The sequence below is a fragment of the Allosaccharopolyspora coralli genome (assembly GCF_009664835.1).
Classification (GTDB): domain Bacteria; phylum Actinomycetota; class Actinomycetes; order Mycobacteriales; family Pseudonocardiaceae; genus Allosaccharopolyspora; species Allosaccharopolyspora coralli.
This window is the reverse complement of sequence record NZ_CP045929.1, coordinates 1226791-1249965: the sequence shown is the minus strand read 5'-3', so window position 1 is coordinate 1249965 and position 23175 is coordinate 1226791. Positions and strand designations below refer to the sequence as shown.

The 23175-nt window shown below is 68.2% G+C and carries 24 protein-coding genes; 16 read left to right on the top strand and 8 right to left on the bottom strand.

Annotated features, from left to right (window positions below; translation table 11 throughout):
* Positions 1–4: 4 nt before the first annotated feature.
* Both GIY23_RS05955 and GIY23_RS05950 read right to left on the bottom strand, forming a co-directional pair.
* Entirely contained in the window at positions 5–802 is a 798-nt protein-coding gene (locus GIY23_RS05955; protein ID WP_154075648.1) for an IS5 family transposase, read from the bottom strand.
* A gap of 300 nt (positions 803–1102) precedes the next feature.
* On the bottom strand, positions 1103–1519 hold the full coding sequence (locus tag GIY23_RS05950) for an acyl-CoA thioesterase (protein WP_154075740.1): 417 nt from the start codon (positions 1517–1519) through the stop codon (positions 1103–1105).
* Between the two features lie 98 nt (positions 1520–1617).
* On the opposite strand from GIY23_RS05950, the gene fdhA reads away from it, so the two are divergent.
* Positions 1618–2985 (top strand): formaldehyde dehydrogenase, glutathione-independent, encoded by a 1368-nt coding sequence (gene fdhA, locus GIY23_RS05945; protein WP_228717571.1) that lies wholly within the window; start codon positions 1618–1620, stop codon positions 2983–2985.
* 36 nt (positions 2986–3021) lie between these two features.
* Here the strand turns inward: fdhA and GIY23_RS05940 are convergent, their stop codons facing one another.
* Positions 3022–3990, bottom strand: coding sequence for an SLAC1 family transporter (locus GIY23_RS05940; protein WP_154075739.1), 969 nt, complete (start codon positions 3988–3990; stop codon positions 3022–3024).
* A gap of 89 nt (positions 3991–4079) precedes the next feature.
* Here GIY23_RS05940 and GIY23_RS05935 point away from each other — a divergent pair, with 89 nt between their 5' ends.
* From GIY23_RS05935 to GIY23_RS05920, 5 genes are all read left to right on the top strand, one after another.
* Positions 4080–4589, top strand: a complete 510-nt coding sequence (locus GIY23_RS05935; RefSeq protein ID WP_154075738.1) for an ArsR/SmtB family transcription factor — start codon at positions 4080–4082, stop codon at positions 4587–4589.
* Entirely contained in the window at positions 4586–5668 is a 1083-nt protein-coding gene (locus tag GIY23_RS05930) for a serine hydrolase domain-containing protein (RefSeq protein WP_154075737.1), read from the top strand. Before GIY23_RS05935 ends, GIY23_RS05930 begins: the two co-directional genes overlap by 4 nt.
* Positions 5665–6018 (top strand): hypothetical protein, encoded by a 354-nt coding sequence (locus tag GIY23_RS05925; RefSeq protein WP_154075736.1) that lies wholly within the window; start codon positions 5665–5667, stop codon positions 6016–6018. The genes GIY23_RS05930 and GIY23_RS05925 overlap by 4 nt, the downstream gene beginning before the upstream one ends.
* Positions 6019–6226: 208 nt before the next feature.
* Positions 6227–6457 carry a hypothetical protein gene (locus tag GIY23_RS22620; RefSeq protein ID WP_187352042.1) on the top strand — a complete coding sequence of 77 codons (231 nt, stop codon included), beginning with the start codon at positions 6227–6229 and terminating at the stop codon, positions 6455–6457.
* Positions 6454–6855, top strand: a complete 402-nt coding sequence (locus tag GIY23_RS05920) for a type II toxin-antitoxin system VapC family toxin (RefSeq protein ID WP_187352041.1) — start codon at positions 6454–6456, stop codon at positions 6853–6855. The genes GIY23_RS22620 and GIY23_RS05920 overlap by 4 nt, the downstream gene beginning before the upstream one ends.
* Before the next feature lie 100 nt (positions 6856–6955).
* Here the strand turns inward: GIY23_RS05920 and GIY23_RS05915 are convergent, their stop codons facing one another.
* Complete coding sequence (locus GIY23_RS05915; RefSeq protein ID WP_154075734.1) at positions 6956–7576, bottom strand: L-threonylcarbamoyladenylate synthase; 621 nt, start codon at positions 7574–7576, stop codon at positions 6956–6958.
* Positions 7577–7612: 36 nt separating this feature from the next.
* Positions 7613–9487, bottom strand: coding sequence for a Na+/H+ antiporter NhaA (gene nhaA / locus GIY23_RS05910; RefSeq protein ID WP_154075733.1), 1875 nt, complete (start codon positions 9485–9487; stop codon positions 7613–7615).
* A gap of 146 nt (positions 9488–9633) precedes the next feature.
* On the opposite strand from nhaA, the gene GIY23_RS05905 reads away from it, so the two are divergent.
* On the top strand, positions 9634–11685 hold the full coding sequence (locus GIY23_RS05905; RefSeq protein ID WP_154075732.1) for a neutral/alkaline ceramidase: 2052 nt from the start codon (positions 9634–9636) through the stop codon (positions 11683–11685).
* Positions 11686–11690: 5 nt separating this feature from the next.
* On the opposite strand, the gene GIY23_RS05900 is transcribed toward GIY23_RS05905, so the two are convergent.
* A complete protein-coding gene (locus GIY23_RS05900; protein WP_323847478.1) occupies positions 11691–12461 on the bottom strand; it encodes a VOC family protein in 771 nt (256 codons plus the stop codon).
* 114 nt (positions 12462–12575) lie between these two features.
* On the opposite strand from GIY23_RS05900, the gene smpB reads away from it, so the two are divergent.
* The 3 genes from smpB to GIY23_RS05885 all read left to right on the top strand — a co-directional run bounded on the left by smpB (position 12576) and on the right by GIY23_RS05885 (position 14639).
* The gene (gene smpB / locus GIY23_RS05895) at positions 12576–13097 is read left to right on the top strand and encodes an SsrA-binding protein SmpB (protein WP_154075731.1); all 522 of its coding nucleotides are present in this window, start codon (positions 12576–12578) and stop codon (positions 13095–13097) included.
* Positions 13098–13276: 179 nt separating this feature from the next.
* Complete coding sequence (locus GIY23_RS05890; protein ID WP_154075730.1) at positions 13277–14152, top strand: hypothetical protein; 876 nt, start codon at positions 13277–13279, stop codon at positions 14150–14152.
* 13 nt (positions 14153–14165) lie between these two features.
* Complete coding sequence (locus GIY23_RS05885) at positions 14166–14639, top strand: hotdog fold domain-containing protein (RefSeq protein ID WP_154075729.1); 474 nt, start codon at positions 14166–14168, stop codon at positions 14637–14639.
* Between the two features lie 4 nt (positions 14640–14643).
* Here GIY23_RS05885 and GIY23_RS05880 read toward each other — a convergent pair whose 3' ends face one another.
* The gene (locus tag GIY23_RS05880; protein WP_154075728.1) at positions 14644–15582 is read right to left on the bottom strand and encodes a hypothetical protein; all 939 of its coding nucleotides are present in this window, start codon (positions 15580–15582) and stop codon (positions 14644–14646) included.
* A gap of 231 nt (positions 15583–15813) precedes the next feature.
* On the opposite strand from GIY23_RS05880, the gene nadE reads away from it, so the two are divergent.
* On the top strand, positions 15814–16647 hold the full coding sequence (gene nadE / locus GIY23_RS05875; protein WP_154075727.1) for an ammonia-dependent NAD(+) synthetase: 834 nt from the start codon (positions 15814–15816) through the stop codon (positions 16645–16647).
* Positions 16648–16795: 148 nt separating this feature from the next.
* The gene (locus GIY23_RS05870; protein ID WP_154075726.1) at positions 16796–17314 is read left to right on the top strand and encodes a hypothetical protein; all 519 of its coding nucleotides are present in this window, start codon (positions 16796–16798) and stop codon (positions 17312–17314) included.
* Positions 17315–17375: 61 nt separating this feature from the next.
* Here the strand turns inward: GIY23_RS05870 and GIY23_RS05865 are convergent, their stop codons facing one another.
* Positions 17376–17927: a snapalysin family zinc-dependent metalloprotease gene (locus GIY23_RS05865; protein ID WP_154075725.1), complete on the bottom strand. Its 552-nt coding sequence runs from the start codon at positions 17925–17927 to the stop codon at positions 17376–17378.
* Positions 17928–18108: 181 nt separating this feature from the next.
* Here GIY23_RS05865 and GIY23_RS05860 point away from each other — a divergent pair, with 181 nt between their 5' ends.
* The 4 genes from GIY23_RS05860 (at position 18109) to GIY23_RS05845 (ending at position 23138) form a co-directional block, all read left to right on the top strand.
* Complete coding sequence (locus GIY23_RS05860) at positions 18109–18726, top strand: maleylpyruvate isomerase N-terminal domain-containing protein (protein ID WP_187352040.1); 618 nt, start codon at positions 18109–18111, stop codon at positions 18724–18726.
* Between the two features lie 65 nt (positions 18727–18791).
* Positions 18792–19061, top strand: coding sequence for a hypothetical protein (locus GIY23_RS05855; protein ID WP_154075723.1), 270 nt, complete (start codon positions 18792–18794; stop codon positions 19059–19061).
* Between the two features lie 15 nt (positions 19062–19076).
* Complete coding sequence (gene glmS, locus GIY23_RS05850) at positions 19077–20903, top strand: glutamine--fructose-6-phosphate transaminase (isomerizing) (RefSeq protein ID WP_154075722.1); 1827 nt, start codon at positions 19077–19079, stop codon at positions 20901–20903.
* A 909-nt stretch (positions 20904–21812) separates the two neighbouring features.
* On the top strand, positions 21813–23138 hold the full coding sequence (locus GIY23_RS05845; protein WP_154075721.1) for an MFS transporter: 1326 nt from the start codon (positions 21813–21815) through the stop codon (positions 23136–23138).
* The last annotated feature ends 37 nt before the right edge of the window (positions 23139–23175 follow it).

Sequence of the window (23175 nt, the reverse complement as noted above, 5' to 3'; positions counted from 1 at the left end):
TTGGTTAGGGGGTGGGGGCCCGCGTTTGTGGGCGGGTCAGTCGTCGGCTCATCATAGTGATCATGGCCCAGTTGATGAAGGCCTCGGAGTGTTCGGGGAGGCGTTCGTAGTCGCGGGTGTTGCGGCGGGCTTGGCTGATCCAGGCGAAGGTTCGTTCGACGACCCATCGGCGGTGCAGGGGCACGAACCCGGTTTGTTCGGCGAGTTTTTTCACGATCTCGACGGTGATGCCCAGGGTTGTTTTCGCCCAGGTCAGCAGGGTTCCGGTGTAGCCGCCGTCGGCCCAGATGTGGCGCACCCTGTGGTGGGCGCGGTGCAGCAGCGACAGCAGAGGGCGCCCGGCGGGCCGGTCTTGCAAGTTGGCGGCGGTGACCATGACGACCAGCAGCAGTCCCATGGTGTCCACGGCGATGTGGCGTTTGCGGCCGTTGACCTTCTTGCCGGCGTCGTAGCCGCGGGTGGAGTCACCGACTGTTTCGGCGGCGCGCACCGATTGCGCGTCGATGGCGGCTGCGGTGGGCCGCGGGCGCCGGCCGGCCTGCTGGCGGACCTGTTCACGCAGCGCATCACGCATTATTTCCACCGTGCCGTTCTCGCGCCAGCGAGCGAAAAAGCCGTACACGGTCTTGCAGGGCGGAAAGTCCACGGGAAGCGCGCGCCATTTCACTCCGTTGTCGGTGACGTAGCGGATCGCGTCGACGATGTCGCGGCGGTGGTGCTTCTCCGGACGCCCCCCGGCCGGGCTGGCACACGCCGCCGTGGGCAGCAGTGGTTCGATCACTGCCCACTCGGCGTCCGTCATGTCCGACGGGTAGCGGCGAATGCGGGCCGATGCGCTGGACGAAGGCGTCGTGGGGTACAAACTGAGTCGGGCCTCTGCTGTTAGTGATCATGACTGGCATCACGATCACTAGCAGAGGCCCTTCACATGCCCACCACCGGGATCCAAGACAGCCTCTGACAGGGCGTTCGGAGTTCGTGCCTCACAACGCAGGGTTCTCGCCGCGTACGCCTGGTACTCAAAGAGGACCCCAACACCGCGAGGCGCGAACTGGGGCGGCGGTACCGGACCACCGACCTCAGTTCCACAACGCTCTCTGAGTCACGTGAATTCGCGGAAGGCGTCCCGAACGTCGCCGGGTGGAGCCGTGGGGCGCAGAGCCTCTGGATCGACCCAGACGTAGCGGTTGGTGACTTCCGCCGCGAGCGTGCCGTCCCGGCGAATCTCGTAGCGCAGCGCCAGCGAGGTCGTGCCCAGGCGTTCGACGTGCGGCTCGACGGAGAGATCGTCGTCGAACCGGCACGGCGCCAGGTACCGGACGGTCGACTCGGCGACCACGACGTCGACTCCGCGCTCGAGCAACACCGCGTGCGAGCCGAACAGTGCTTTGAACACCTCGAACGAGGCCATGTCCGCGTAGGCGAGGTAGTGCGCGTGGAACACGATCCCCTGCTGGTCGCACTCGTGGTAGCGCACTCGCAGCGGCATCCGCACGATCGGCCCGTTCCGCTCAGCCATGGCCGGACGGTAGCAGCACCGTCGATCTCACCCCTCCGAAGCGCGAACGGCACTTTCGCCTCGTCTCGTGGGGCGAGAGTGCCGTTCGCTCCACTGGCATGACCCATTCGTGGCTCGCCATCGACGCGAGTGCGCGGGACCATGAATGCGCGCGTCGTTGCGGGTTGAACGACCCGCCCGTCGTCGCCGGGACCATGACCGGCTACACCGGCTCGCGTCCCGATCCGGGCGCGGGTGAGGAGGGAGAACTCATGCCAGGCAACCGCGTGGTCGTCTACCAGGGACCGGGTTCGGTCAGTGTCGAGACGATCGACTATCCGAAGTTGGAGATCCCGGACGAGGTCGCCACCGGGTTCGGCGTCAAGCGCAAGGCTCCCCACGCGGCGATTCTCAAACTCGTCTCCACGAACATCTGCGGCAGCGACCAGCACATGGTGCGCGGGCGCACGACTGCGCCTGTCGGACAGACGCTCGGTCACGAGATCACCGGAGAGGTCGTCGAGGCAGGCGACGACGTGCTGTTCGTCAAGGAAGGCGACGTGTGCTCGGTGCCGTTCAACATCGCCTGCGGACGCTGCCGCATGTGCGACGAGGGCAAGACCGGCATCTGCCTCAACGTCAACCCGGCTCGCGCGGGAGCCGCCTATGGTTACGTCGACATGGGCGGCTGGATCGGGGGGCAGGCCGAGTACGTGATGGTGCCCTACGCGGACTTCAACCTGCTGAAGTTCCCCGACCGGGACCAGGCCCTCGAGAAGATCTTGGACCTGACAATGCTCTCGGACATCTTTCCCACGGGATACCACGGCGCCTACACGGCGGGCGTCACAACCGGGTCCACTGTGTACGTCGCCGGTGCCGGGCCGGTCGGCCTCGCTGCCGCCCACGCCGCGCAATGCCTCGGAGCCTCGGTGGTGATCGTCGGCGACATGGTCGCCGACCGCCTCACGCAGGCGCGCAGCTTCGGGTGCGAGACCGTCGACCTCAGCCAGGGCACGCCGCTGCCCGACCTCATCGAAGGCATCCTCGGCGAGCCCGAGGTCGACGCCGCCGTCGACGCCGTCGGGTTCGAGGCACGCGGCCACGGCAAGGGCGCGAGCGAGGCGCCTGCGACGGTGCTCAACGACATCATGAACGTCGCGCGGGCAGGCGCCGGCCTGGGCATTCCAGGCCTCTACGTCACCGGGGACCCCGGCGGCGTCGACGAGAACGCGCAGGTCGGCCAGATCGGAGTGCGGCTCGGCCTCGGCTGGGCGAAGTCGCACTACTTCGTCACCGGACAGTGCCCGGTCAAGCAGTACAACCGGCAGCTGATGAACCTCATCCTCAGCGACAAGGCGCAGATCGCCAAGGCCGTCAACGCCACGGTGATCACGCTCGACGACGCGCCCACCGGCTACCAGCAGTTCGACCAGGGCGCCGCCAAGAAGTACGTCATCGACCCGCACAGCAGCATCGCCGCCTGACCACGACCGGCGGGGTCGCGAGTCCGCCCCCGCCGGTCACCTCGGTGAGGTCCACACCCGGCGGAGGGCGCCCCAGCCGGTCAGACACAGCACGATCAATGCGGGCCAGAACAGCACCTGTGCCCCCACGGACAACGCCGTGACGCCGGAGACGGTGGCCGTAGCGGAACCGGCTGCGCAGGTCATCCCGAGCGGGAACACCGTGGCCCAGCGACGCAGGTCGTAGCGCAGCCGGGGTGTCACGCACTCGGCGACGAGCAACACCAGGTACCAACAGACGGTCGCCGTCAGGAGCACGAGTGCGGCTGCGGTTCCGATCACGGCGAAGAACTCCGCGACATGCAGATCGCGTAGCGCCTCGGTGAGGCTCGCGATGGAAACGACCGAGATGGCCAGCGCGCCACCGGCGACCCAGTGATCACCCTGTCCGGTTCGGATCTGCCGCAGGTCGAAGCGGCTCAGCACGAACCAGTACAACGCGAGCCCGACCAGCATCGCCGCAGCGCTCAGCGGCAGCAGCCACACCGCGCGGGTGAGCACCGCAAGGTGCGCAGCCAGCGCCGCAACGGACTGGGAAGCGACACAGAGCAGGAACCATCCACCGACGAACGGTGCGGCCTCCGGGCGCCACCCGACCGCAAGCACCCTGGGGAGCACTACGAGCCAACAGGCCACTGCCACTACGAGCAACCCGGACGCGAGCACACCGGCCCCCACCGCACACGCGCCCAATCCGAGCACGCCGGTGGAGGCCGCGACCGTCAGCGCTGCCGGCCGGGCGGCTTCCGCGGTCAGCCGCGAGCGGTCGGTGACGAAGCGCTGCACGAAAGCCGACATCAGCACCAGCCACGCGAGTGCCGCTGTGACGAGCAGCGACCACCACACGGCGGGCAAGCCGAGGTGCCGGCTGTCGAGCGCGACGACGCCGAGGCCCATGACGACCGCTCCGGCCTCAGGAGGGAGCGCACGGAGCCGATCGCGGGACAACCTCGCGACGTCTGGCACACCCCACCTTTGCACCGCCCGCGACGCACGTCCACGCCAGTCGGGTCGAACGTCTTGCCTTTATTACGTAATTCCGTATTATCTACGTCATGACGAAGGACGGGGAGCTGCAGGAGCGAGTCGCGGCACTCGAAGAGCGCGTCGCGGCGCTGGAAGAACCGCAGCGAACACCCCCGACGGGAGCGGTCGACGGTGACACGTTCTGGGCGCTCACCGAGCTGAAAGCACGGCTGCCGGAGCGCGGGGGTGTTCTGTTCACCGGCAGCGTCGAGCTCGAGTCGGGCCCGGCCGACTGGCAGTACGGCGCGACGACGGACCAACTCCTCGACCAGGACTGGTCCGAACACGCGGCCGGACTCGCCGCGCTCGGCCATCCGGTCCGGCTGTCGATCCTGCGTGCCGTCGTGGGCGGCGCCCGCACCGTCGCCGAGCTCACCCAGCAGCTCGACGTCGGCACCAGCGGGCAGGTCTACCACCACGTCCGCGAGTTGACCGGCGCTCGCTGGCTGACCGCTCGCTCCCGTGGGCAGTACGTCGTACCGACCGACCGGGTCGTGCCGCTGCTCGTCATCCTCACCGCAACCGGAGGACCGTCATGAGCTTGCGAGGTCGATCGAGTCGCCGACTCGCCACCGGGATCGCCGCGGCGTTGTCCGTGTTCACGCTCGGCGCGTTCGCAACGCCGCAGCCACCCGCGCTGGCCGACGACACCAGCGGCGATCGGGCTCTCATCGAGACGACCCGTCCGCTGCTCATGGGCACGAAGGACCGCGTCAGCGTCGCGATGATCGAGAACGGCCGAGTCCGCACCGCACACTTCGGCGCCGACGACGACACCGCCTACGAGATCGGCTCGATCACGAAAGTACTCACCTCGCACTTGCTCGCCGACGCCGTCGAGCGCGGCGAGGTCACGCTGGACACGAGAGTCGGCGCACTGGTGCCCACGTTGTCGGACACGCCGGTCGGCGACGTCACGCTCGCGGAACTCGCCAGTCACCGCTCCGGACTTCCCCGTCTGGCACCGGGAATCGGCGCCTGGGCCAACAGCTACGCCGCGTCGATGCTGCACCGCGACCCCTACACCGCGACCGCCGACGAGGTCGTCGAGCGCGCGGGTGCGGCGCGCCTGGACGGACGCGGCGACTACCGCTACTCGAACTTCGGTGCGGCTCTGCTCGGACAAGTACTCGCTCGGGCGACGGGCACCGACTACGAGCACTTGCTGCGAGAACGGCTGTTCGACGTGGTCGGCATGCCGAGGAGCACGGTTCCGCTGACACCGGACGGACTCCCCGACGATGCACTCACCGGATACACCGAAGGTGGTTATCCCGCGGAGCCGTGGACCCTGTCGGGACACTCGCCCGCGGGCGGTGTTCGCTCCACTGTGGACGACATGGCACGGTTCGCCCTGACCGTGCTCGAAGGAAGCGCACCCGGCATGGACGCGGTGCACCCGCGCTGGAACGACGGCGCGAGCACGGACGTCGGCCTCGCTTGGCACGTCAGTGAGCGCGACGGAAGCCGCGTGACCTGGCACAACGGCGCAACAGGCGGGTTCTCCAGCATCATGACCCTCGACCGCGAACGCGGGCGTGGAGTCGTCGTGCTGTCCAACACCGCAGCCGACATCGACGAGGTCGGATTCGCACTCCTGAAGGGACTGTCGCCATGAGTGTCGCGTTCCAAGTCGGGCTGTGTGTCTTCGTGGGAGTCGTCACGGTCTCCCTCACCGTGAGCACATGGCGCGCCAACGGCACGAACGACCGAGCCTCGCTGCTGTCCCACAGCGCCATGCTCATCGCGCTCGTCGCGTTCGCACGGGTCCACGTGTGGTGGTCGGCCGTCCCGGTGGTGGTGTGGTTCGCCGTCGTCCTCTGCGCGGCAGTCGGTGTATTCGGTGCAGTGTTGCGGTGGGCCGACCTGCCGTGGCTGCGGGAAACGAAACGCAAGCGCCGCATCGCCGACGTGGGCCTGACGGTCGTGGTCGCCACCGTCGCGACCACAGCACTCGCCACCGCCTGAACGCGTCCCGCAGGCGTGAGCCTTTGTGGTGGCCCTGACCACCAAAAAGGCTCACGCGCCACAGCGAGTTTCGCGGCTCGCGCAGCACTGACCCGCGAAAACGGCCTGGCCTCGCCACACTTCTCGGTGGCGAGGCCGCTTACTCGGTCTTCGGGCGGGTACGTGGTGGGAAGTTGCCGGAATCCCCTAGTGGTGCCACACTGGCACCATGAAACGGATGAATCTGCGGGACGTACCGGACGACGTATACGCCACGCTCACTGAGGCCGCCCAGGCGAACCGGCAGTCACTTTCGGCATTTGTCGTCGACCGGCTCACCGAAGTCGCCCAGGTTGCCCGCCTGGACGAATACGTGGCCTCCTACCGGCCACCCCACGGCAGCGGCCTCACCCTCGACGACGCGACCGCCGCGGTACGAGAGATCCGCGAAGCGTCGTGAGCCTCAGCGTGATCGACGCTTCCGTACTGACCGCTTTCTACGCTGCGGACGACTCACGCCGCGACGTGGTCGCGGCACGCCTGACCGCAGGCGACGCCCTGTTTGCTCCCGCCCATGTGGATGCTGAGGTCGTTTCCGCCTTACGAGGCATGGCCCGCCGCAGTCCCGCGCTGCACGCCGTGATACCTGCCGCACTGCGGCATCTGGCGGATTTTCCGATGAGACGCATGCCGCTGGCTCCGCTGTTACAGCGGGTCTGGGAGCTCCAAGACAACGTGACCCCCTACGACGCCGCGTATGTCGCGCTGGCCGAACGCCTCGACGGTCCACTGATCACCAGTGACGGCAAGCTTGCCGCGGCCAGCGGCGCCCGCTGCTCCTTCGAGGTCATCGCTTGATGACCCCGGAACAGGTGCCCGCCGCGCGCAGTCACCGCACGGGGGGCGTGAGCCTTTTTGGTGGTCATAGCAACCACAAAGGCTCACGCATCCTGCTCTCTCACTCGAAGCGGTCGGGGTCGCCTGCTCCGCGCCTGACGACCTCGGGCTCGCCGCTGGAGAAGTCGACCACCGTGGTCGGTTCCACACCGCAGTCTCCGGAGTCGATGACGGCGTCGAGTACGTGGTCGAGCCGATCCTTGATCTCCCATCCCTGGGTGAGCGGGTCTTCCTCATCGGGCAGCAGCAGCGTGGAGGACAGCAGCGGCTCCCCCAGTGCGGCCAGCAGGTCCTGCGTGAACACATGCTGCGGGATCCGGATGCCGACGGTCTTCTTCTTCGGATGCAACAGCCTGCGGGGAACGTCCCGCGCGGCGGGCAGGATGAACGTGTACGGGCCGGGGGTCGCGGCCTTCAGCGCCCGGAACACGGCGTTGTTGATGTGGACGAACTGGCCGAGCTGGGAGAAGTCCTGGCACATCAACGTGAAGTGGTGCTTGTCGTCGAGGCGGCGGATCGAGCGGATCCGGTCCATGCCCTTCTGGTTGCCGAGCTGGATGCCGAGAGCGAAGCACGAGTCCGTCGGGTACGCGATCAACCCGTCCTGCCGCAGCAGGTCGACAACCTTGCCGATCGTGCGCCGCTGCGGGTTGTCGGGATGCACGTCGTAGTACCTGGCCATGCCGCGAGCTTAAGAACCTCCGAGCCGATGATCCAGTCACGAACGAGTCTCCGGTGCCACGGCGTCGAGCGCGGCCACGAGGCTCGCCGCATCGTGCGGGCCGTCGTGGCGTCGTCCGTTGACGTAGAACGTGGGGGTTCCACCCGCTCCGCTGGCCTGGGCATCGGCGAGGTCGTCGTGCACCCGCGCGGCGTGGACCTCGTGCTGCAGGTCCGCCACGAATCGGTCCAGGTCCAGATCGAGCGTCTGCGCATGCCGTACCAGGTCGTCGAAGCCCAGCGCGTCGGCGCGCGCGAACAGCAGGTCGAACATCTCCCAGAACTGCCCCTGCGCACCCGCGGCTTCGGCGGCGTGTGCGGCGAGTTCGGCGTGCTCGTGGACGTCGGTCAGCGGCATGTGCCGGAACACGTAGCGCAGACGATCACCGTAGTGCGCCCGAAGCTCTGCGATCATCCCGGTCGCCCGCCCGCAGAACGGACACTCGAAGTCGGCGAACTCGACGAGGGTCAGCGGCGCGTCCGAACGCCCCCGCACGTGGTCGCGATCCGGGTCAACGGGCCGATTCAGCAGGGGCGGGCCCTTGCGCTCCCCCGAACGCGGCGCGAGCAGTGCGCTCGCACGCAAGATCGACCACCCGAGCACGGCGGCCAGCAAGGAACCGGCGAGCACACCCAGTCTGGCCTCGTCCGCGAGCTCCGGGTCGTCCAGCGCCAGATCGACGATGAATAGCGAGATTGTGAATCCGATTCCGGAGAGCGCGGCAGCGCCGGCCAAGCCCGTCGCCCCGACACCGGGTGGCGGGGCGCCGAACCGGAGGCGGACGGCGGCGAGCGCGCCGAGGCTCACGCCGACGAACTTGCCCACGACCAGGCCGAGGACCACACCGAGGGTCAGGCGCGACTGCAACGCTTCCCGGACGATCTCGCCGTCGATGGCGATCCCCGCGTTGGCCAGCGCGAAGATCGGCACGATGACGAAACTCGACCAGGGCTGATACAGGCGCTGCAGGCGATCGTTCGGCGCGACGGAACGTTCGATCCCGAGGCGCGCCTGTCGCGCGAACTCCGGGTTGGGCGACTGCCGGTAGGCGCGGGTGAGCTTGGCGGCGTCCTCGACGTGTTCCCGGCGCGGCGGGTGCGCGGTGACGAACAGAGCGATGACGACACCGGCGATCGTGGGGTGTACACCGGATTCGTAGGTGGCCAGCCAGATCCCGACTCCGAGCACGAAGTACGCGGGCCCGCGCCACACCTGGAACCGGCGCAGGACGAGCATCGACACCAACCCGGCCACTGCCAGCGCGAGCGCCACGAGCGAGATCCGCTCGGTGTAGAACAGCGCGATGATCGACAGCGCCCCGACGTCGTCGGCGACGGCGAGGGCGAGCAGGAAGATCCGGAGCCGCGCGGCCTGTCGTCGCCCCGTGAGCGCGAGCGCGCCGAGCACGAACGCGGTGTCCGTGGAGATCACCACACCCCAGGCGGCGGCTTGCTCGCCGCTGGGATTGAGCGCGAGGAACAACACGGCAGGCAGCAGGAGCCCGGTGATCGCGGCGCACAGCGGCACGGCGGATCGGCGCCACGAACTCAGCTCCCCCAAGGCGATCTCGCGTTTGACCTCGAGACCGACGACGAAGAAGAAGAACACCATCAACCCGTCGTTGACCCAGTGCCGCAGGTCGAGATTCAGTTCGGCGTCACCGAGCCGCATCGCCAGCGGCGTCTCCCAGAACGCGGAGTAGCTGGCCGACCAGGGGGAGTTCGCCCAGAGCAGCGCGAGGACGGTCGCGGCGAGCAGCAGCCCGGCGCTGTTCGACTCGGTACTGGCGAACCGGCGCAGCGAGGCCGTGAACTGACCGTCGAGTTGCGGGCGAGCAGGGACGGTTCGTCGCTTCTCGGGCGGCACGCTCATCGGCTCCCCGTGGCTCGTGCGGGTTCGGGCACGTGCACACCGTAGGGCCATGCGCGCGCTTGCGCCGTTCGCCTCTTGCAGTATGACCTACGACACGGTAAATAACATGAATACCGCTCACTTCTAGGTCGGGTCGAGGAGAACGCATGGACCACCCCGGGTGGACAGCAAGTCGACGCACCGTTCTACGCGGCACCGCCGGGGCGGTCGGAGTCGGCGCGCTCGCGGCGCACACGACGACACAGGCGACGGCAGAGTCCGGCGAATCCATGCTCGTCGGACGCGGCATCTCCGACGCCACCGGTGAGATCGCCGAATGCGGACTGATGGGCTACGGCCGTGTCGACCAACAGGCTGCCGGGCTGCACCAGCGGCTGCGGGCTCGGTCGTTCATCGTCGTCGACGAAGCCACGAGCGAGCGAGTCGTGCTCACCGTCGCGGACAGCCCGCTGATGTTCGACAGCGTGCACAAGGCAGTGGTGCGCAGGCTCCGGGAACGCTACGGCGATCTCTACACCGAACAGAACGTGCTGCTCACCGCCACCCACACCCACAGTGGACCGGGCGGGTACTCGCACCACTTCCTGTACAACGCGACGACGCTCGGCTTTCACGAGAAAACGTTCACCGCGGTCACCGACGGCATCGTCGAGTCCATCGAGCGCGCGCACGCGGACCTCGCACCGTCCACACTGGTCCTCACCCACGGCGAACTGCACGGCGCCAGCGTCAACCGTTCCCGCGACGCCTTCGACCTCAACACCGACGACATCCGGCAGTTCTTCCCCGACGCCATCGATCCGCAAACCTCGCTGCTACGCGTCGAACGGAAGGGCGAACCGATCGGCGCGATCAACTGGTTCCCCACGCACGGCACCAGCATGTGCGGGGACAACCGGCTCGTGAGCGCCGACAACAAGGGCTACGCCGCCTACCGGTGGGAACGGGAAGTCCTCGGAGCCGATTACCTCGCCGGACATCCGGACGATTTCGTCGCCGCCTTCGCCCAGACGAACGCCGGCGACATGTCCCCGAACCTCGACCTCACGCCCGGCACCACACCGGAGGACTTCGGCGAGACCCGCGCCCACGGCAACCGCCAGTTCGACGCCGCCGCGCGCCAGCTGACTCAGAGCGGCACGCCCCTCGTCGGAGGTGTCGACTCACGGCTGGTGTACGTGAACCTCTCCGACGTGCGGGTGCGGCCCGAGTTCACCGGTGACGGGCAGGAGCACTCGACGTCCAAACCCGTGGTCGGCGCCTCGATGGCCGCCGGGAGCATGGAGGACGGCCCCGCTTTCCCCGGCTTCAACGAGGGAGAGAACCCGTTCTGGAACGCGGTCTCCGACGGCGTGTTGTTCACCGTTTCCCCCGAACTCGCCGATGCCCAGGCGCCCAAGGACTGCGTGGCTCCGCTCGGCGAGATGAACCGCATCTACCCCTGGGTGCAGGAGAAGGTGCCGGTCCAACTGGTCCGGATCGGACAGCTTTACCTGATCGGAATTCCCGGGGAAGTCACCATCGGCGCCGGGTACCGGCTACGCCGCACCGTGGCCGACATCGTCGGCGCCGACGTCACCGATGTGCTCGTCGCCGGGTACAGCAACGCCTACATTCACTACGTCACCACCCCCGAGGAGTACGACTCGCAGCAGTACGAGGGTGGCAGCACCCTGTACGGCCGGTGGGAACTACCCGCACTGCAACAGGTCTCGGCCGCACTCGCGACCGCCATGCGTGACGGCGAACAGTTGCCGTTGGGACCCGTCCCGCCGGACCACTCGGACAAGCAACTCGCCCTGCAGCCGCCGATCATCGTCGACGCGCCGCAGATCGGTCACGGGTTCGGCGACGTCCTCACCGAACCGAACGAGTCGTACCGCGCGGGCGAGACTGTCGTGATCGTCTTCTCCGGCGCCCACCCCGGCAACGCCCTGCACCGCAACGGCACACACTTGGAGGTGCAGCGGGACAGCGGCAGCAGGTGGAGCCGCGTCCACGACGACGGCGACTGGGCCACGAAACTCCACTGGGCCAGGGACGGGGTCGCCGCGTCGACGATCACGATCACCTGGGACGTCCCCGGCGACGTCGAACCGGGAACCTACCGCGTGCTCTACCGCGGCGAAGCGAAGACACTCACCGGCGCGATCACACCGATCGGCGGGACCAGCCGGACCTTCACCGTCACACGCTGAGACAGCTACCCACTCGCGCGCTGAATCACCGAGAACTCCGTGCCGAACGGGTCCACGACGCTGGCGATCCGGCCGTAGACCATGTCCTCCGGCGCACTCGCCGATCCCGCATGAGCCTTCGCCGCCGCCACCACCGCATCGGTATCGGCGACCTCGAACGTCGTCGCCCACTGCGACGCGGTCGCGTTCGGATTCCCGAGAATGCCCGCGACCTCGTGCCCGTCCCGCCGCCGCAAGAAGGTGAAGTCGACGCCCGGGATGTCCTCGTTGCGGTCGGCCGTGAAGTCGAACAACGCCGCGTAGAACTCACGGGCGACGTCCGGCTGGGCCGTCACGAGGTCGTTGCGCACGACCGCGCCGGGCTCGTTGACGACCTCCGCTCCGATGTGCGCGCGCCCCTGCCACAAGCCGATCTGGGCCCCCGCGGGATCACGGAGCATCGCGATCCGGCCCTGGTCCATGACCTCCATCGGCTCCATGAGCACTGTCCCGCCTACCTCGGTTCCGCGGGCGACGGTAGCGTCGCAATCGGACGTGGCCAGGTAGACGTTCCACCAGAATCCGCCCGCGTCGGGGTCGAAGAACGACGACATGGCCGCGACTGGACGATCATGCATCAAGCACATCGTGTAGTGGCCCGTCTCCTCCGGTCCCACCTGGAACTGCCACCCGAACAACGCGCCGTAGAAGGAACAGGCCTTGTCCAGATCGGGGATCCCGAGGTCGACCCACGTCGGTGTCCCGTCGGGCTGCACGGCGGCCACTGTGCTCATCATTCGCTCCCACCTGTTGCGGCGCTGGTGGGTCGACAGTAGAACCCAGCACCGACACATCGCGGCGCACGACGCGACACTCCCCCGAAAAGGGCACGGACCGTACAGTGAGGGGTCATGGTGGCGCGGGGAAACCAGTCGGTCATCGCAACGAATCGCAGGGCACGGCATCACTACGAGGTCATCGACACCCACGAGGCCGGTGTCGTGCTCGCGGGCACTGAGGTCAAGAGCCTGCGGCTCGGCCGGGCGTCGCTGATGGAAGCGTTCGCCACGGTCGACGACGGCGAGGTGTGGCTGCGCAACCTGCACATCGCGGAGTACTACCACGGCAGCTGGACCAACCACACGCCACGCCGGAAACGGAAACTCCTGTTGCACCGCAGGGAGATCCGCCAGCTCGAGGTGAAAGTGCGCGAGAGCGGGTACTCGTTGGTGCCGCTGTCGATGTATTTCCGCGACGGCCGGGTCAAAGTGGAACTCGCCCTCGCGCGCGGCAAGAAGAAGTGGGACAAGCGACGGGCCCTCGCCGAGCGCGAAGCGCAGCGTGAGATGGCGCGCGGGATCGGCTGGCAACTCAAGGGACGTCGCACGCACGCGCGAGGCCGCCGGAAAGCCCTGGACTACGACCCGCGATGAGTCGCCGTGCTGGTGGAGGACTGTGGTCAGGCACGGCCGACAGATTCCCCGCCGCATATGCCGCAGGCCCGCCGCGAGGTAAGTTCCGCCACCCGACCACCCACGCGGATCAGCCCGCGCACCCTCTTACTCGGCCCGAGCGGCCCCCCGACCCGCGCGACACGGTTATCCTCGGCACAATGCTGATCCGTCGTGGGACGCGACAGGTCACCGGCGAGTCGGCCCGGATCGACCTGTCGAACCACCTCGCCGCCCTCGCGGACCGGATGCGGCTCGACGACCCGTACCGCACGCCGACGCGCGGGGAGCGACGCGCCGCCGTGCAGGGACTCGATGCGCTGCTCGCGGATTCGTCCGGTCTCCACGACGCGGCCTCGTGCCTGGCCCCGCACGGATTCCGCCTCGCCGACTGCGTGGACACCGCGACCGACCGCCGTGTCGTGCTGGTCGATGGCGCGACGCACGGAGACCGACGCTGGGGCACCGTCGTGCTCGACCCGCAGACCCCGCCGTCCTCGCTGATCGCGGTTCCCCATCCGAGCGCGGACCTCGACACCGAGGTCGTCGGTGCCGAGTTGTTCCGCAGAACTCCCGGGGCGGTGTTGCTGATGGCCGGTTCCCACCGGCGCACGGCCGACGAGGCAGGCGACGTCGCCCACCGGACGGATTCCCTGTTCCACGCCTTCGCGCTGCGGTTGATGGAGCGCGGACTCCCTCAGGTCCAGGTCCACGGCTTCGCGAGCCTCTCGGGCGTGGACGTCGTGCTCTCCCCCGGGCCGGGGGAGGCCGGGCCCGCGTTGTTCGACACGGCGGACGTACTCGACGCGGAGGGATTCCGTCTCTTGCGGTCCTGGGTCGACGCGTGCCCGCTCACCGGCCGGACGAACGTGCAAGGTGTCGCCGCGGCGGAGCGCGACCTTCCGTTCCTGCACGTGGAACTCGCTCGCCCACTGCGCAGCTCACCCGCGACGCGCGAGCGCGCGGTGTCCGCGATCGCCTCGACGACGTGCTGGACCGGTGACACAGGGTCCCGTTCACCGCATGCTACTCGATAGTAACATCGCCCGCATGGCGACACAGACTCTCTCGATGTGGCAGAAGCTCTCCGGCATTCCCGGCGGAAAATACCTGTTCTCCGCGGCCGTCTCCCTCAAAGCCCCGTACTTCCGCACCGTGCTGCCCACGGTGCAGACGATGGAAGCGGGCCGCGCCGAAGTCACCTCGCCGAAGTGGTGGGGCGTGCACAACCACATCGGTACCTATCACGCCATCGCCGCCTGCAACCTCGCCGAGATCGCGATGGGAATGCTGGCGGAGGCGACAGTGCCGACCAGCCACCGGTGGCTGCCGAAGGGGATGCAGGTCTCCTACACCGCGAAGGCCGAGACGAGCATGTTCGCCCGCGCCGAACTCTCGGAGATCCCTGAGTTCGGCGACGAGGGCAAGGACGTCGAGGTGCCGGTGAACGTCACCGACACCAGCGGCAAGACCGTCGTTGCCGCGACCATCACCATCTGGGTCACGCCGAAGAAGTCGCGCTGAGCCGTCACCAGCTCGACAGGACCGGCTGTTCGGACATGACGGAACCGCCGTCCTTCACGATCAGCGCACTTCCGGTGACCAGATAGGTGTAGCCGTCGTTGTAGGCCTCGTAGCCGCGGCCGGTGGCGTAGGCGGGCAACGTGATCGCGTTGCCCGAGCCGAGGTCGGTGCCGCTGTAGTACACCTGCCCGGACGAGTCGGTGCACAGCAGCACCTGCGACTGCGCCGTCTGCATCCCGCTGACCAGGTACGGAGCCGACGACGGGCAGCCAGAAGACGGCGACGGATAGGTCGGTTCGGCGACCTGCGTCTGCGGCGCGGGCGCGGCACTCGACGTCACGGGCGTGACCGTGCGCGGAGCGGCCGAGAACCCGCTACCGGTCCAGCTGTACTCCTGGACGAAGGTTTGATCCGGGCAGCAGTTCGGCGCGCTGTCGCTCCACGCGTCGCCGTCGATCGACACGACGCGGCCGTTCACGGACACGTCGGCGACCGAGATGCGGTCGGACTCGAAGAACGTCGACAGCAACCGGGGTTCGCCGTCCGGAGACGCGCCGTCGTAGACCTCGACGACCTCCGGCTGGGCGGTGGTCACCGCACGGCAGGTCATCGTGACCAGCACCTCCGGGTATCCGTCGCCGGTCAGGTCGCCCTGGTCGGTGCGCACCACCTCCGGCGGCGTGCCCTCGCCGCACGGCAACGACGGGTGAGGCTGGGCCGCCCAGTCCGCGGACAGCGCAGGCCCACCGGGTGGGCGGACGCTGCTGCCCGCGACCGTCAGGCTCGGCAGGGAGCGTCCCATCAGCACGACCGCCGAAATCGCCCCCATGGCGAGAGCGAGCACGGCCATCACGCACGCAAGGACGATCCACGGTTTCGCACTACTCTCCCGGCGCCGTGGCGGCTCGTAGCGCGTCGGTTCGGAGTCCTGCGGCCAGCTCATCGTGACCCCTCCCACCCGTGGGGCGCCCCGCGGATCGACCCCGTTCTCCCCGCGCGGCCACACCCTCACATCGCCCGGCAGGAACCGGCGTTACCGCTGCTCACGCGCCGTGACGGCGGCGGGCTCGGGCCGGTGCCGGACGCGTTCGCCGCCGAGCGCCTGCTGCCGGTGCTCCGACAAGACGGTGTGCAAGGCTGGAGCGGGGCATCGTCGGCACCGCAGGAGGACGACATGAGCGACACGAGCCGCAGCTACATCCAGGAACTCATCATCGAGGAGCTCGGTGTCGCAGCCACGTTCGATGCGGCGACCGAGATCGAGCGCCGCGTCGGGTTCCTCGTGGAGCGGATGCGGGCGGCGGGCTCCTCCGGGCTCGTGCTCGGCATCAGTGGCGGTGTCGACTCCAGCACCGCCGGACGGCTGTGCCAGCTCGCCGTCGAGCGAGTCCGCGGCGAGGGCGGCGACGCCCGGTTCCTCGCGATGCGGCTGCCCTACGGGCGACAGCGCGACGAGGACGATGCCCAGCGGGCGCTGACCTTCATCGAGCCGGACGACACACTCGCCGTCGACGTGCAGCCGGCCAGCGACGCGATGCTCGAATCCGTGAAGGCGAGCGGTCTCGTGTTCGACGATCCGGGGCGGCTCGACTTCGTACTGGGAAACATCAAAGCCCGCCAGCGGATGATCGCCCAGTACACCGCGGGCGGGGCGCGGAACATGCTCGTCGTGGGCACCGACCATGCCGCCGAGGCCGTGATGGGCTTCTTCACCAAGTTCGGGGACGGCGCCTGCGACCTGACCCCGCTGTCCGGGCTGACCAAGCGCAGGGTGCGCGCACTGGCGTCCGAACTCGGGGCCGCCGACGACCTCGTGGGCAAGGTGCCGACGGCCGACCTCGAATCGCAGAACCCCGGCCTGCCCGACGAAGAAGCGTTCGGCATCGGCTACGACGAGATCGACGACTTCCTCGAAGGCAAGCCGGTCAGCGAACACGCGCACGAGACGATCGTCGCCGCGCACCGCCGTACCGCCCACAAACGCACAGTCCCCTACGAGGTCCGCTGAGCAGGCACCGTGCTCGCGCGGCCGGCGGATCACACTGGAAAGGGCTCAGTTGTCCACTGAAGCACCCGCCAAGCCTGACCCGAACACAGGCGAGCCAAGGCCACCAGCGGCACCAATCGTGCTCGGCAAAATGGGCCCGGACCCCACCGTGAACCTCGATAAGGCGGACACGGCACCGGAGGACAGGGGGCCTGCGCTGGAACTCCATATCCAGGACAAGCGAGCCGTCCTGCTTGGCGCCCTGATCGTGGTCGGAATCATCATCGTCGGAGCGAGCCTCCAACGAGGCGGCTTCGAATGGATGTCTGACCCCATCATGCTCGGAATCGTTGCTGTCGCCGGAATCATCATGGCAGCAAGCGGATGGGGAGTCCGGCTGACGGCCGGAAACGATTGGCTCCATGTCAAACGAAAATGGGTCGACACCCACCGGCTCAAGAGTGTTCATTTGTACGGTGTAGTCCTCGGCTGGACGCTGGTGCTCGAAGACGCCGAGCAGAGGAAGGTTCGGGTGTACATCGGAACGCTCGAGGCGAACCGCGAACTGTGGGCCCTGGTGTACAACGGACTGGCGCACTCGGTGAGCGCCGGAGCTACGTTCAACCCGCTAGCAGGAAACATGCTCCGGCTGCGGCGATTCAAAGAATCATCCCGAACGCAACGTTAAATCCTGAGTGCGCGCCGGTGGCCACGAACTCGCGCGAATTCGTGGCCACACGCCGCTTCGGTCATCCGGCGACGGGGGCCTCGGTGTAGAGCCTCGGCTCGATCACGGCGCCTTCGGCGAAGTTCTGCTCGACCTCGGACTTCTCCACGTCGTTCGGGAGATCGCTCTGGCACTCGGTCCCGGCGCTGGCACCGGACATCAACTCCTCGCAGATGCCGGTGCGGTCGTCGGGGAGCCCGAAGATGTGGCCGATTTCGTGGGTCGCGATCCGCGGGACGTGGTGGCCCTCGTTCACGGCCTGCCTGCCCATCCACACCGTGCCGACGCCCAGGCTTTCCGTCATCGCTCGGGGCCAGCCGTCGTCGGCGAGCACGGTCAGGTCCGCGTCTCCACCGGTCGCCTTCTCGAGCTGCACGTTCTGGACCTGCTCGTTCCACGTGGCGGCGGCGTCGTCGATGGCGGACTGGAACTCCTCGGCCTGGCTCGCGTCGTAGGTGACGATGCGCGGTTCGGCGGTCTCGTCCGTGACCGCACCGGCGACGGGAGCGCCCACCAGCAGCAGCATCGCCGCAGCGGCACCGGTCAACGCGGTTCTCATCGGGGACTGTCGCATCTCGGTTCCTCCTCATCACGAGCGTCGACGGACGCAGCCGACGTGATCAGGAGACTGGCACCGAGCCGAGACGGAGTCCGGACACTGGCGGGTAACCGCCATCACACCGGAAGTGGGAAATCCCTCGCCCCGACCGCGGACGACGCCATACTCGGCGAGAACTCGATCTTGGGAGGCAAGCGTGATCGTGGACGCGATCGAGTCCGCGTGGCGGGCATGGGCGGAACTCGGCCGCGCGCTGACCGACCAGCAGTGGTCACAGCCCACGCGGCTGGGCTCGTGGACGGTCCGCGACACCTACGCGCACGTGACGATGTTCCCGCCAATGATCGTGCAGTCGGCACAGTGGCCGTCGTCGTCGAAACCGCTCACGCACGCCACCGCCGGTGAGCTGCTCAGAGACTGGAACCGCCCCGGCGGACTCGCTCACCAGAGCGCCGAGCACGTCGCCGAAGCCGCTACGCAGGACGAACGCTCGACCGAGGAGCTGGTGAAACAGTTCGCCACCGTGGGGCCCCAAGCCATCCAGGTGCTCCGCACGACCGATCTCACGCGTCCGCTCGACTACGCTGGCGCCACAGTCCTTCCGCAGAGCGAAATCGGCCGCATCGTGGTGATGGAGTCGGTGGTGCACTACTTCGACATCGCCGCCGCGCTCGATCTGCCGCGTCCTGGGCCGCTCGACGACAACCCCGTCCGGCTCACGACGCAACTGCTCGCCGAGATCGCCGACCCCGTCACGCTCATCGAGGTCGCCACAGGTCGGGCTTCGGCGTCGGTGTTCCCCCTGATGCGCTGATCTCTGCCCGAATTCGGGCAGGCCAACTTGAACGGATCACTCGAACGGTGGCAAGCTCGGCCGTCATGAGCCACCGCGTGCCGGTCGAGCTGGTGCGCCACGTCGCCGCGTCGACCGGACTCCCCGAGCCGACCGCCGCGCGCGTCGTGACCGACGTCGTCGAGTTCTTCTCCGAAACCACCGAGGACTACGTGCGGCGCAGGCACACCGAACTGCGACAACGAGGCCGGCGCAACTCCCAGATCTGGGAGCTGCTCGGCGCCGAACTCGCGCGCAGGCCGGTCGCGGCGGGCACGCTGTCCGAGCGGCAGTTGCGACGCATCGTCTACGGATGAGGAGACACCACGCCAATGTGCGGAATCGTGGGCTACATCGGGCACCGCCGAGCCGACCCGATCCTGGTCGAAGGGCTGCTGCGGCTGGAATACCGGGGGTACGACTCGGCGGGCCTCGCCGTGGCGGAACGGGGCAAGCTGAAGGTCACCAAGACCGCGGGCCGGGTCCACGAGCTGCGTGACCTCGTCGGTGACGGCTCCCCCGCCACCGCAGGCGTCGCCCACACGCGTTGGGCCACGCACGGCAAGCCGACCGACGTCAACGCGCACCCGCACCTCGACTCCGGCAAACACGTCGCGGTCGTGCACAACGGCATCGTCGAGAACGCCGAGCAGCTGCGCGCCGAACTCACCGACGGTGGCGTCGACCTCGTCTCCGAAACCGACAGCGAAGCGCTCGCGCACCTGATCTCGCAGGCGATCGACAACGGCGCCGAGTCGCTGGAAGCCGCGGTGCGCAGCGTGCTGCACCGTGTCGAGGGCACCTACGGCCTGCTCGTCGTCGACGTCCGCCACCCCGACCAGCTCGTCGTCGCCCGCAACGGCAGCCCCATCGTGCTCGGTGTCGGTGACGGCGAGATGTACGTGGCCTCCGACCTCGCTGCCCTCGTCCGGCACACCCAGCGGGTGGTGCACCTCGACGACGGCGAGCTCGCCACGGTCCGCGCCGACGACTACCGGACGAGCACGTTGCAGGCGCGGCGCACCGACAAGACCGCCACCGTGGTCGACGTCGCCGACGACGACTACCAGCTCGGCGGCTACCCGGACTTCATGCAGAAGGAGATGCACGAACAGCCCGAGGCGATGCGCAGCGCCCTGCGCGGGCGGCTCGACGAGCGCTTCTCCACCGCGCATCTCGGCGGTCTCGGGCTCGACCCCCGGCAGCTGCGCTCCATCCAGCGGGTCAAGTTCCTCGGCTGCGGCTCGGCGTACTACGCGGGCCAGGTGGGGGCGAACCTCGTGGAAGAGTTCGCCCGCATCCCCGCCGACGCCGAACCGGCCTCCGAGTTCCGCTACCGCAACCCGGTCGTGGATCCGAACACGCTGTACGTGGCGATCAGCCAGTCCGGCGAGACCATCGACACCCTCGCCACCGTGCAGGAACTCAAACGCAAGGGCGGCCAGGTCATCGGCGCCGTCAACGTCGTCGGCAGCGCCATCGCCCGCGAATGCGGCAGCGGGATCTTCCTGCACGCCGGTCCCGAGGTCTCCGTCGCCTCCACCAAGGCCGTCACGAACATGACGGTGTCGTTCGCGATGCTCGCACTGCTGCTGGGGCGTGTCCGCGACCTGTCCGTGGCGCACGGCAAGCGGATCGTGGAAGGACTGGCCTCGCTGCCGGACCACCTCACCTCGATCCTCGACGCCCAGCAGGACGTCGCCGACGCGGCCCGCAAGTACACCGACGCGCAGCGCATGTTCTTCATCGGCCGGGTGCGCGGCTGGCCGATCGCGCGCGAGGGGGCGCAGAAGCTCAAGGAGATCTCCTACGTGCACGCCGAGGCCTATCAGGCCTCCGAGCTCAAGCACGGGCCGCTCGCGCTCATCGACCCGACGATGCCGTCGGTCGTGCTCGTGCCCGACGACGAACTGCTGTCGAAGAACATCGGCACGATGGAACAGATCAAGGCGCGAGGTGGGCCCGTCATCGCGGTCACCAACGCCGAGATCCCGGACGGACTGGCGGACACGGTGATCCGGGTTCCGCACAGCGAACCGGAACTCGATCCGATCCTGTTCACGATCCCGCTGCAGCTGTTCGGGTACCACCTCGCCGCCGCGCTGGGCCGGGACATCGACAAGCCCCGCAACCTCGCCAAGAGCGTCACCGTCGAGTGACCTGAACCGGGTTCGGGCAACCACACTGGTGCGAACGGCACTCTCGCCCCGTCACGTGAGGCGAACGCGCCGCTCGCCCCATCAACCACACTGGTGCGAACGGCACTCGCGCCCCGTCACGTGAGGCGAACGCGCCGCTCGCCCCATCAACCACACTGGTGCGAACGGCACTCTCGCCCCGTCACGTGAGGCGAACGCGCCGCTCGCCCCATCAACCACACTGGTGCGAACGGCACTCTCGCCCCGTCACGTGAGGCGAACGCGCCGCTCGCCCCATCAACCACACTGGTGCGAACGGCACTCTCGCCCCGTCACGTGAGGCGAACGCGCCGCTCGCCCCATCAACCACACTGGTGCGAACGGCACTCTCGCCCCGTCACGTGAGGCGAACGTGCCGCTCGCCCCATCAACCACACTGGTGCGAACGGCACTCTCGCCCCGTCACGTGAGGCGAACGCGCCGCTCGCCCCATCAACCACACTGGTGCGAACGGCACTCTCGCCCCGTCACGTGAGGCGAACGTGCCGCTCGCCCCATCAACCACACTGGTGCGAACGGCACTCTCGCCCCGTCACGTGAGGCGAACGCGCCGCTCGCCCCATCAACCACGCTGGCGCGAACGGCACTCTCGCCTCGTCACGTGAGGCGAGAGTGCCGTTCGCTTCGTCTTGGTGTTCACAGGGTTCCGGGAACGAAAGCGCTCCGGCTCTTGCCGTGGCGCGATCGGGCAGGCTAGCGTGCCGCAAAACTTACAGTGTTAGTTATCTACGACACAGCAGCCCGGTGCTCAGGCGACCTGCGCCCAGCACCTTCCGAGCCAGGCACGATTCGCACCGTCGCGCTCCACCCACGAGCACGACGATCGCCCCGTCCTGTGCCGAACAGCCCGTCCCACGAAGGGTTCGCGAGATGACCACCACCGCCGAGGGCACCGCCGGCCACCCGCGCCGCGTCGCGTTCGCCAGCCTCATCGGCACGACCATCGAGTGGTACGACTTCTTCATCTACGGCACCGCCGCAGCGCTGGTGTTCAACCAGCTCTTCTTCCCGGAGTTCGACCCGCTCGTCGGCACCCTCGCCGCGTTCGCCACCTTCGCCGTCGGCTTCATCGCGCGCCCGTTCGGCGGCGTGCTGTTCTCGCACTTCGGCGACAAGGTCGGCCGCAAGCCGATGCTCATCTACTCGCTCATGCTCATGGGCGGGGCCACCGTGCTCATGGGCATCCTCCCGACCTACGAGACGGTCGGCATCTGGGCGCCGCTGATGCTCACGCTGCTGCGGTTCGCCCAGGGACTCGGTGTCGGCGGTGAATGGGGCGGCGCGGTACTCATGGCCGTCGAGCACGCGCCGAACAACCGGCGCGGGTTCTACGGCAGCTGGCCTCAGGTCGGCGTCCCCGCCGGTCTGCTGCTCGGCACCCTCACCTTCTACGCACTTTCGGCCGGGATGAGCGACGCCGCGTTCCTCGCGTGGGGCTGGCGCGTGCCGTTCCTCATCAGCGCCGTGCTCATCGTCGTCGGCTTCGTCATCCGGCTGAAGGTCAGCGAGAGCCCGATCTTCGAGAAGGCCATGCAGGACAAGTCGAACGCATCGAAGATGCCGGTCCTGGAGGCGCTGCGCACCCACCCGAAGACGATCGCACTCGCCACCGGCACGTTCCTCGGTACGCACTCGACGTTCTACATCGGCAGCACCTGGATGGTCGCCTACGCCACCACCAGCCTCGGCTACGAGCGGACCACGATTCTCGGCGTGAACTCGTTCCTGAGCTTCATCGACATCCCGCTGATGCTCGCGTTCGGACTCCTGTCGGACTACGTGGGCAGGCGACCGATGTTCCTCACCGGCATGGCGGTGCTCGCGGCGTTCGCGGTGCCGTACTTCATGATGGTCGACAGCGGCTACTTGGCGCTGTTCATCCTGGGCGGCGTCATCGTCCAGGCGTGCCGCACCGCCGTGTACGGGCCGCAGTCGGCGTACTTCTCCGAGCTGTTCAGCACCCGGCTCCGGTTCAGCGGCGCCTCCATCAGCTACCAGCTCGCGTCGATCCTCGGTGGCGGTATCGCCCCGATGATCTGCACGGCACTGCTAGCCTGGACGGGATCGTCGATGTCGATCGCGTTGTACGTGGTGGCCATGTGCGTCATCTCGTTCGGCTGCACCTACCTTCTCTCGGAGACGTACAAGTCCAGCCTCGAAGGCAAAGACGTTCCCGCCACCGCATCCACGTCCTGAACGGAGGCTGGGGTCACGATCCGCTCGTGGCCCCAGC

Excerpts from the sequence above, each read along its gene's own strand:
- glmS (WP_154075722.1), top strand. The coding sequence starts at position 19,077 with ATGTGCGGAATCGTGGGCTACATCGGGCACCGCCGAGCCGACCCGATC.
- GIY23_RS05845 (WP_154075721.1), top strand. The coding sequence starts at position 21,813 with ATGACCACCACCGCCGAGGGCACCGCCGGCCACCCGCGCCGCGTCGCG.
- GIY23_RS05880 (WP_154075728.1), bottom strand. The coding sequence starts at position 15,582 with ATGAGCTGGCCGCAGGACTCCGAACCGACGCGCTACGAGCCGCCACGG.
- GIY23_RS05890 (WP_154075730.1), top strand. The coding sequence starts at position 13,277 with ATGCTGATCCGTCGTGGGACGCGACAGGTCACCGGCGAGTCGGCCCGG.
- GIY23_RS05915 (WP_154075734.1), bottom strand. The coding sequence starts at position 7,576 with ATGGCCAGGTACTACGACGTGCATCCCGACAACCCGCAGCGGCGCACG.
- GIY23_RS05900 (WP_323847478.1), bottom strand. The coding sequence starts at position 12,461 with ATGATGAGCACAGTGGCCGCCGTGCAGCCCGACGGGACACCGACGTGG.
- GIY23_RS05930 (WP_154075737.1), top strand. The coding sequence starts at position 4,586 with ATGAGCTTGCGAGGTCGATCGAGTCGCCGACTCGCCACCGGGATCGCC.
- GIY23_RS05950 (WP_154075740.1), bottom strand. The coding sequence starts at position 1,519 with ATGGCTGAGCGGAACGGGCCGATCGTGCGGATGCCGCTGCGAGTGCGC.
- nadE (WP_154075727.1), top strand. The coding sequence starts at position 15,814 with ATGAGCGACACGAGCCGCAGCTACATCCAGGAACTCATCATCGAGGAG.
- smpB (WP_154075731.1), top strand. The coding sequence starts at position 12,576 with ATGGTGGCGCGGGGAAACCAGTCGGTCATCGCAACGAATCGCAGGGCA.
- GIY23_RS05885 (WP_154075729.1), top strand. The coding sequence starts at position 14,166 with ATGGCGACACAGACTCTCTCGATGTGGCAGAAGCTCTCCGGCATTCCC.
- fdhA (WP_228717571.1), top strand. The coding sequence starts at position 1,618 with ATGACCCATTCGTGGCTCGCCATCGACGCGAGTGCGCGGGACCATGAA.
- GIY23_RS05905 (WP_154075732.1), top strand. The coding sequence starts at position 9,634 with ATGGACCACCCCGGGTGGACAGCAAGTCGACGCACCGTTCTACGCGGC.
- GIY23_RS05935 (WP_154075738.1), top strand. The coding sequence starts at position 4,080 with ATGACGAAGGACGGGGAGCTGCAGGAGCGAGTCGCGGCACTCGAAGAG.
- GIY23_RS05855 (WP_154075723.1), top strand. The coding sequence starts at position 18,792 with ATGAGCCACCGCGTGCCGGTCGAGCTGGTGCGCCACGTCGCCGCGTCG.
- GIY23_RS22620 (WP_187352042.1), top strand. The coding sequence starts at position 6,227 with ATGAAACGGATGAATCTGCGGGACGTACCGGACGACGTATACGCCACG.
- GIY23_RS05925 (WP_154075736.1), top strand. The coding sequence starts at position 5,665 with ATGAGTGTCGCGTTCCAAGTCGGGCTGTGTGTCTTCGTGGGAGTCGTC.
- GIY23_RS05865 (WP_154075725.1), bottom strand. The coding sequence starts at position 17,927 with ATGCGACAGTCCCCGATGAGAACCGCGTTGACCGGTGCCGCTGCGGCG.
- nhaA (WP_154075733.1), bottom strand. The coding sequence starts at position 9,487 with ATGAGCGTGCCGCCCGAGAAGCGACGAACCGTCCCTGCTCGCCCGCAA.
- GIY23_RS05955 (WP_154075648.1), bottom strand. The coding sequence starts at position 802 with ATGACGGACGCCGAGTGGGCAGTGATCGAACCACTGCTGCCCACGGCG.